Source organism: Noviherbaspirillum sp., from assembly GCF_036846085.1.
GTDB lineage: Bacteria > Pseudomonadota > Gammaproteobacteria > Burkholderiales > Burkholderiaceae_D > Noviherbaspirillum.
This window is the reverse complement of the sequence record NZ_DAIUCO010000259.1, coordinates 1-7,511: the sequence shown is the minus strand read 5'-3', so window position 1 is coordinate 7,511 and position 7,511 is coordinate 1. Positions and strand designations below refer to the sequence as shown.

The following is a 7,511-nucleotide window of genomic DNA, read 5'->3' as shown; positions in this document are numbered from 1 at the left end:
GCTCTGGGCCGGTTTCCTCACTGCCACGCTGACTGCCTGCGGCGGCAGCGTCAGCATCGGCGGCGGGTTCGAGCCGCCACCGCCGGTCAGTGTCGCCACCCCGGGTGTCGCCGCCGTCAAGTTGCGCACGTCGGCCGGCGGCTGGACCGCCATGACGGAAAAGCTGCGCCCGCTGGCCAATGTCGCCATGCCCGACCGGCGCCTCGTCATCAAGCGGGAAGGCAGCACGGCGTCCGCCGCCTATGCCGCGCCGGAAGGATGGTCGCTGATCGATTTCGCCATGCATCCGTCGCAGGACATGACCGTCGTCCTCGCCACCAACACCGCCATCCGCCTCGTCCGGCTGGACAATCAGGGCAGGGTGCTGAAACAAACCGACTTTGCAGATCCGCTCGCCGCGACCGATCCATTCGTGGGTGACACGCTGGTGATCCGCAATTCCCAATCGCTGGTGCCGTTCGCCACCCGGGACGCGGCGCGCGTCGCCGCGATCGGCGAGGACGCCGCCCTCGTCCTGCGTACCGGCCGCAATGCGGTCGTCGCCTATCGCCTCGGGTATTCAACGACGGCCGGCTTCACGACGCAATGGCGCAGGATCGTCGAGCCGGGGGTGGCGATCGGCGGCGTCGGCCTGACGTCCGGCACCTTCGATCCCTTCGGCGGACTGGACAACCAATGGCGCGTCGCGATGGATGTCAATGCCGAAGGCCAGATCGCGGTCGCCGTGGCCATCGGCCTGACCGATATCATCGACGGCCATTCGCAGCACTTCAACGAACCGCTCGATCCGGCGATCGGCAACGGCGTACTGCTGACCCAGATCGCACCGAATGGCGCACGGATGACGACCACGGTCGTCGATACCGCGAAGAAATCCGAAATCCATGCGATCCGGTGGGTGGGCGATACGGTCGCAGTGGCCGGGCGCGTGCGCAGTGAAATCGTGCCCGACGGCACCGGATGGGATGGCTATGTGGCCCTGGTGCAGCCTGCAACCCGGCGCGTCACGGCGTACCGCGCCGTGCACGCCGATCGCGGCGAGGTGATCTTCGATATCGCGCCGCTTTCCGGCGGACGGCTGCTGGTCGGCGGCAGCGCCGGATATGTCCAGAATCCCTCCGGCGGCAGCATCTCCGAGGAAGCCACGCCCCTGCTGGCGGTACTCGATGCGCAAGGCCGGTTGATCCGGCGAGTGCCGTTCGCGGCGGGGCCGCGCCATAACCAGATCCGCTCCCTCGCGGGCTGGAAAGGGAACCTGCTGGTCGCCGGCTTCGACAACGGGCCCGGCACCCATTCCGCCGACGGCAATCCGGCGCTGCTCACGGCGGATGGATTTCTTGAAGAAGTACCGGTGCCGTAAGCCGGAACGGCAAGAATCCCTAATACGTTTTGAACACCGCGCCGTCCCTCCCGCCGGTCTTTGCCTCGTACATCAGCGAGTCGGCATAGGCAATTGCCTGATCGACGTTATCGGGCGCGTCGATGAACGTGGCAACGCCCATGCTGAAGCTTACCGGCCATTTGTTGGCGCGCATTTCCGCATCCAGCATTGCCTTGAGATGCCTGACCGTATTCCTGGCTGCTTCGGCGGCAGTCTCCGGCAGCACGATGGCGAACTCGTCGCCGCCCAGGCGGCTCGATGCGTCGATGCTGCGAAGGCTCGTACGAAGCGTGGAGGCAATCCGGACCAGCAGTAAATCCCCGGTTTGATGACCGAGCGTATCGTTGATTTGCTTGAAGTGATCACAGTCGAAATAAATGACCGACAGTGGATGACCGTAACGCTTTCCGCGTTCGGTTTCCGCATGCAGCACCTCATAGAAACCCTTGCGGTTCAGGATTCCTGTCAGCGGGTCATGTTTTGTCAATTGCTCGACCTGCTCGAAACCATTCCTCAATTTCGACTGCAGCCACACCAGCAGCATGATGGCGATAAGGTCGCTGCCGATATCGATCAGGGCGATGGCGTCGGTTGGCGATTGGCCATCGACCAGAACGCGCAGGATTGCCTGGTTGGTTGTCAGGGCGACAGCGAAGAGCACGCCCCATCGCGGTCCGGCGAACCAGGTGACGAACAGTACGGGAAGGAGGTGAAGCAATAGCAGGCTGACCTGCGGATCGGTTATGCCGTCGAGCACCGAGATGACGACGAAACTCAAAAAACCGATGATGAGTGCGCGGTGCCGGGTCATCTTGATGACAGGCACATCGCCCGGCGCAGGAAAAAGCAGGGAGCGACGCCGGTTCCGCCCGTGCCAGCGGCGGATTGCATGGAGGCGCCACAGGCCGCTGATCAGAAAATAGCCGGTTACCGCAGATACGACTGCAAGCACCGTCAGGCCGGTGATCAGCGGAAGGCCGATACCCTGCGCCCAGACGATCAGGTTGGTGAACAGGCCCGTGACTTCCGTCTGCTGCGCTACGAGTTCCTCCGCTTCCCGCGCAGGAGGAGTAATTGCGGATTCGGTGCTGCCGGTAAGAAAGCCTCCCAGCTTATAGGCAAAGTAATAGATCGGCGGGAACGTAATCGGGTTGGTGACGAGCGTGCTGAATGCGGCAACCGGCAGATTGACGCGAAAAACGATTGCTCCGATTGCCGCAAAAAAGATTTGCGCAAAAGGAATCATGATGCCGAAGAACAGTCCGATAGCGACACCGCCGGCGACCGCGCGCCGATTGAATTGCCAGAGGAAATGGTGATGCAGGTAGCGGTCAAAGGGTTTCAGAAAGCGATTGCTCCGCAGCGCGGCCGCTGACGGTAAACGCTTGAACATACGGGGGCTACGCATCTACTCCGCTCCTGACTGTAAGGCGGCAGGCGCCATGGCGCCCGTCATCCGGAATGTCAGCCGGTGCCCGGTTACTTCGCAACATCCTGATCTCCGTGCACCTTGAAGTTTTCAGTATGTCCTCCCCGTGCCTGCATGCCTTCGTTAACGTCAAACCCGGTGCCGAACTCCCGATATGAGGAAATATCACAAGGAAAAAGCACAAGCGGGCACCGGTGGATTTGGGTTACATGCATGCGCATCGTGCTTCAAGGACTCCTGCGCCAGGTCCACGGCAGTCCGCCGATAAAAATAATCGTGTGGACCGCCGGGCGTCATTCCCCGCTACTGGTCGCGTCCGACCCCTGGCGCGCTGCGCCACGCTTGACCGCCCCGGCGTCCGGGTCACCCTTCTCGATTGCGGAAAAATATTCCTCCGCCTGCGAGCGGGTGATGTGCGGCGGAAAGGGCGGCACATTCGCATCGACGATTGCATCGATCACACATGGCCGGTTTGCCCCCAGCGCGGCTTCCCACGCCGGCACGATCTGGTCCGGTTGTTCGACACGGAGCGCCTCGAAGCCGAGCATGCGCGCATAGTCGGCATAGGAAAACGCCGGCAGCACCTGAGATTGGTCGTACTTCGGCTGGCCCTTCATGCCACGCTGTTCCCAGGTGACGAAATTCAGGTCGCGGTTATTCAGGACGAGGACGATGAGCTGCGGATTCTTCCATTGCTGCCAGGATTCGCCGATCGTGATCAGCGCATTGATGCCGTTCATCTGCATCGCGCCGTCGCCGACCAGCGCGATCACCGGGCGGTCCGGATGGGCAAGCTTGGCCGCCAGCGCATACGGCACGCCGCAACCCATGGTCGCGAGGCCGCCGGACAGGGAGGCCATCATGCCGGGACGTATCTTGAGGTCCAGCGCATACCAGGCGGCCGCCGAGCCGGAGTCGCAGGTAAGGATGCAATCGTCCGGCAGGCGCGGGGAGAGTTCCCAGAAGACCCGTTGCGGATTGACCGGATCAGCCGGGTCCATGGCCCGCGCTTCCAGCACCCGCCACCATGCCTGCACGCTTTCCTCGATCCGCGTGCGCCAGCGGCGGTCGGTCTTGCGCTGTACAAGCGGCAGCAGGGCGCGCAGGGTTTCCTTTGCGTCGCCCACCAGGTTGCACTCCATCGGATAACGCAGGCTCACCATCCTCGGGGCGATATCGATCTGCACGCCGCGCGCCTGTCCCTCTTTCGGCAGGAATTCGGCATACGGAAAACTGGAGCCGACCATCAGCAAGGTATCGCATTCATTCATCATGTCGAAACTGGCCCTGGTGCCGATGATGCCGATCGTGCCGGTGACGAAGGGCAGGTCGTCCGGTACGGCGGCCTTGCCCAGCAGTGCTTTCGCGATGCCGGCGCCGAGCAGTTCGGCAATGTCGGCCAGTTCCTCGCCGGCATGCAGCGCACCGGCACCGGCGAGGATTGCTACCTTGCTGCCGCTGTTCAGGATATCGGCGGCCTGCTGCAATGCGTCGGGGGACGGCACCAGGCTGCGGCCGACCGTGCCGATGCCGGAGTGCACGCTGCCATGTTCGCGCGACGGCACTTCCACCGCATCGAGATCCTGCACGTCGCTGGGGACGATCACGCAGGTGACGGTGCGCTCGTCGCGCGCGATGCGCACCGCGCGGTCGATGAGGTGCCGTACCTGTTCAGGGCTGGTGGCCATGTGCACATAGTCCTTCGCCACATCCTTGAACAGCGATACGAGGTCGACCTCCTGCTGGTAATCGCCGCCGAGCGATGCGCGTTTCTGCTGGCCGACGATGGCGACCACCGGCTGATGGTCCATCTTCGCGTCGTACAGGCCGTTCAATAGATGGATCGCTCCCGGACCGGATGTCGCGAGGCAGACGCCGACCTCGCCGGTGAACTTGGCATGCGCGCAGGCCATGAGGGCGGCGAGTTCTTCATGCCGCGCCTGGATGAAGCTGATGTCGTTCTGGCGGTTGAAGGCGGCCATGATGCCGTTGATGCCGTCCCCGGGATAGCCGAAAACCCGGTGGATGTTCCACTCCGCTAAGCGCTGTAACAGAAAGTCGCCAACCGTCTTTGCCATCTGGACCTCGCGTGCGGATGAAGGGACGATGCAGATCGTCCTGTTGGAGAGGGGCGAAGCCGCCGTGTTTCGCGGGCGTCGCCAGGCTGCGCCGGATGACCGTTACCGATGCGATGCGTTGCGTCAGCAGGGTAAGCATGCCGGAACAGCGGATTCGACCTTTGCTCCGGCAATTGATTCCGCCGTTCCGGTCTTTCTGCAGGCTTGCAGTTATGCAAGCACGTTCCGCGGACGCAGCTATTTCTGCGCCGGCGCGACCCGCCAAACGATATTGCCGACGTCGTCCGCTACCAGCACCGCGCCCTTGCGGTCCACCGCGACGCCGGCCGGGCGGCCGAGGGCATTGCCGTCGCCGTCGACGAAGCCGGTCAATATATCCTCCGGCATGCCGGCCGGCTTGCCATCGGCGAACGGCACGAAGATCACCTTGTAACCCGACAACGGCTTGCGGTTCCAGGAGCCATGCTGGCCGATGAATGCGCCATTGCGGTATTTCTTCGGCAGCAGGTCGGCCTCGTAGAACGCCAGGCCGAGATTGGCGGTATGCGCGCCGAGCGCGTAGTCGGGCACGATCGCTTTGGCGACGAGGTCGGGGCGCGGCGGCTGGGGACGCGCATCGACGTTCTGGCCGAAATAGCTGTAAGGCCAGCCGTAGAAGCCGCCATCCTTCACGGACGTCATGTAATCCGGGACCAGATCACTGCCGAGTTCGTCGCGTTCATTGACCGTCGTCCACAGCGCGCCGCTTTGCGGCTGCCATGCCAACCCGTTCGGGTTGCGCAGGCCGGAAGCGAACAGCCGGGTGGCGCCGCTCTTCGGATCGACCTCGAGGATGGCGGCGCGGTTGACTTCGTTCTCCATGCCGTTCTCGGCGACATTGCTGTTGGATCCGACGGTCACATACAGCTTCGCGCCGTCGCGGCTGGCGATGACATTCTTGGTCCAGTGATGATTGATGTCGCCTGCGGGCAGGTCGGCCACCTTCACGCCTGCGACGGCGATGCTTGTCTCACCGGTCTTGTAGGGAAAGCGCACCAGCGCATCGGTATTGGCTATATAGAGATCATTGCCCACGAGCGCCATGCCGAAGGGGGAGTGCAGGTTCTGCAGGAATACCGACCTGACTTCCGCCACGCCGTCGCCGTCGGCATCGCGCAGGAGAGTGATGCGGTCCGCGCTCGGCACGCCGGCGCCGGCGCGCTTCATCACCAGCTTCGTGATCCAGGCCTTGATGCCGCCTTGCTCGTCCTTCTTTTTCGGCTTGTTCGATTCAGCCACAAGCACGTCGCCATTGGGCAGCACATGCAGCCAGCGCGGATGATCGAGGCCGCCGGCAAAAGCATTCACCGCCATGCCCGCAGCCGGCACCGGCTTCCCGCCTTCCGGCCAGCCCTTGGCCGGCGCGATCTTGACGGTCGGTATGGCGCTTTTTACCGGCTCCACAAGTTTGGGACTCGGTCCGACATCCGCATTCGCCGGCAGCTTGGACGTATCGCCACAGGCGGCGGCACTCAGTACCAGCGCGCCCGCAGCCGCAATACGGAGGGTGGTTTTTTTCATGATGGGTCTCCACAGGAAGCGGCAAATGGGCGTCGGCAATGCACAGGGAAAGCGCTTCGTAGCATGGCGACGGACGACAGAAAGACATTATTTTTGTCTTGTTGTTCCTGCATCTGTCTACAACAGGCATGTGCCAAATCGATCACAAAGTGTGGCGTAGAAACAAAATTCCCAATTGAAACAAAGTGTTAAATTCTTCTTTCCTCTCGGAACTATTTTGCTACGGCAAAACTCTGATTGCAAATTCTCGAGTTCTTTGAGAATTATCAATTGATGTTTATAAGAGGGGAAATTTCATGTCCAGGGAGTATTCGGGCCTTCGTTCCATGCGGGCTCTTTCAGGTGCAAGTCTTGCAATGTTGTTTTTGGCATCATGCGGTGGCGGAAACGGCGATGGTTCCGATTTCGCATCCGGTTCCACCATGACAGCCAACAGCGCTGTATCGGCATCCGCTGAAGTTCCGGCACAAACGGAACAAAACAAATACCTGGCGACAGTCACGCAAATAGCCGCGCCGGTCACGACAACCACATGGACGCGCTGCGCCACGGAAGAGCGCACCTGCTCGTTCACCGGCACACGCCAGGTTCGATACGGTTTGAATGGCACGTATGCCACACGTACCGCCACCGGTTCGATTCGCTGCTCCAACGATGTGTTCGGCGATCCTCTGCCAGGCGCCGACAAGGTCTGCGATTACGCGACTACCGTAACGGCACCGGCACCGGCCCCTGCACCAGCCCCTGCACCGGCACCGGCTCCGGCACCAGCGCCTGTGACCAGCACGACCTGGACACGCTGCGCCGTCGAAGAGGGTACCTGTTCCTTCTCCGGCACACGCCAGGTTCGTTACGGTTTGAATGGCACTTATGCCACACGTACCGCCACCGGTTCGATCCGCTGCTCCAACTCGGTGTTCGGCGATCCGCTGCCCGGCGCCGACAAGGTTTGTGATTTCGCGACTACAGTAACGGCTCCTGCGCCAGCACCTGCTCCGGCACCGGCACCGGCACCGGCACCAGCACCAGCACCAGCACCGGCTCCTAAACCAGCTCCCGCACC

4 protein-coding genes and 1 pseudogene are annotated in these 7,511 nt (G+C 62.4%); 2 read left to right on the top strand and 3 right to left on the bottom strand.

Annotated elements, in window-relative coordinates; all coding sequences use genetic code 11:
• A partial coding sequence (locus tag V7080_RS21705; protein WP_334190469.1) for a hypothetical protein occupies positions 1-1,360 on the top strand: 1,360 nt, incomplete at its 5' end.
• A gap of 19 nt (positions 1,361-1,379) precedes the next feature.
• On the opposite strand, the gene V7080_RS21700 is transcribed toward V7080_RS21705, so the two are convergent.
• The 3 genes from V7080_RS21700 to V7080_RS21690 form a co-directional block, all read right to left on the bottom strand.
• On the bottom strand, positions 1,380-2,789 hold the full coding sequence (locus V7080_RS21700; protein ID WP_334190468.1) for a DUF2062 domain-containing protein: 1,410 nt from the start codon (positions 2,787-2,789) through the stop codon (positions 1,380-1,382).
• Between the two features lie 314 nt (positions 2,790-3,103).
• Positions 3,104-4,888, bottom strand: coding sequence for a thiamine pyrophosphate-requiring protein (locus tag V7080_RS21695; RefSeq protein WP_334190467.1), 1,785 nt, complete (start codon positions 4,886-4,888; stop codon positions 3,104-3,106).
• Between the two features lie 237 nt (positions 4,889-5,125).
• Positions 5,126-6,448, bottom strand: a complete 1,323-nt coding sequence (locus tag V7080_RS21690) for a PQQ-dependent sugar dehydrogenase (protein WP_334190466.1) — start codon at positions 6,446-6,448, stop codon at positions 5,126-5,128.
• Positions 6,449-6,870: 422 nt separating this feature from the next.
• On the opposite strand from V7080_RS21690, the pseudogene V7080_RS21685 reads away from it, so the two are divergent.
• Positions 6,871-7,511 (top strand): annotated as a pseudogene (locus V7080_RS21685) (hypothetical protein); the annotation flags it as partial.